A 1353-nucleotide genomic window follows, 5' to 3' on the forward strand; every position below is an offset into this window, starting at 1 on the left:
CGGCCGGTCGATCGCGCGCGGGATCGCGGCGCGGTACCTGCGCGCGGAGCACGTCGAGGAACTGCTCGTCTACCCGGTGACGACGGAGGCGACGGAGCACCCCGGCGGCTACCGGGCGGCGCTGGAGGAGTTCTACGAGGAGGCGGCGGGCCGGCTGGCGGCGCACCTGGACGCGGGGCGCACGGTCGCGGTGCTGGCCGAGGGCGACCCGTTCTTCTACGGCTCGTACCAGCACATGCACAAGCGGCTCGCGCACCGCTACGAGACCGAGGTGGTGCCGGGCGTCACGTCGTTCGCCGCCGCCTCGGCGCGGCTCGGACGGCCGCTCGTGGAGGGCGAGGAGGTGCTGACCGTGCTGCCGGGCACGCTCCCCGAGGAGGAGCTCGCCGCGCGGCTCGCCGCGACCGACTCGGCCGTCGTGATGAAACTGGGCCGCACCTTCCCCAAGGTCCGCCGGGCGCTGGAGAGCGCGGGACGGCTGGACGAGGCGCGGTACGTGGAGCGGGCGACGATGGACGGGGAGCGGACGGCGCCGCTCGCGGACGTGGACGCCGGTGACGTCCCGTACTTCTCGGTCGCCGTGCTGCCGAGCCGGGTCGCCGCCGGGCGCCCGGAGCCGGTGGCGGGGCGGGGCGAGGTGGTCGTGGTGGGGACGGGCCCGGCCGGGCCGCTGTGGCTGACCCCGCAGTCGCGGGGCGCGCTCGCGGCGGCGGACGACCTCGTGGGCTACGCGACGTACATCGACCGGGTGCCGGAGCGCCCCGGGCAGTCGCGGCACGCCTCGGACAACCGGGTGGAGTCCGAACGCGCCGAGTTCGCCTTGCAGTTGGCGGCGCGGGGGCGGCGGGTCGCGGTCGTGTCCGGGGGCGATCCCGGCGTGTTCGCGATGGCGACGGCGGTGCTCGAAATCGCCTCGCGGCCGGAGTACGCGGACGTGCCGGTCCGGGTCCTGCCGGGGGTGACGGCCGCGAACGCGGCGGCGGCGCGGGCGGGGGCCCCGCTCGGGCACGACTACGCGGTGTTCTCGCTCTCGGACCGGCTCAAGCCCTGGGAGGTGGTGGCGGAGCGGCTGCGCGCGGCGGCGGGCGCCGATCTCGTCCTCGCGCTGTACAACCCCGGTTCGGGCAGCCGTACGTGGCAGGTGGGAGCGGCGCGTGACGTGCTCCTGGAGCACCGGGCGCCCGGGACGCCCGTCGTGGTGGCGCGGGACGTCGGGGGCGCGGGCGAGCGGGTCCGGATCGTGCGGCTCGCCGACCTGGACCCGGCGGAGGTGGACATGCGCACGATCCTGCTCGTGGGCTCCTCGCGGACGCGGGTGGTGCGGCGCGGGGACGGCGAGGAGATCGTGTGGAC

1 protein-coding gene is annotated in these 1353 nt (G+C 76.8%); it reads left to right on the forward strand.

Annotated features, from left to right (window positions below):
* Nucleotides 1-1353: precorrin-3B C(17)-methyltransferase (gene cobJ / locus SSBG_RS01630; protein WP_008744495.1), on the forward strand; the 1353-nt coding region annotated here is incomplete at both ends.

Source organism: Streptomyces sp. SPB074, assembly GCF_000154905.1.
GTDB lineage: Bacteria > Actinomycetota > Actinomycetes > Streptomycetales > Streptomycetaceae > Streptomyces.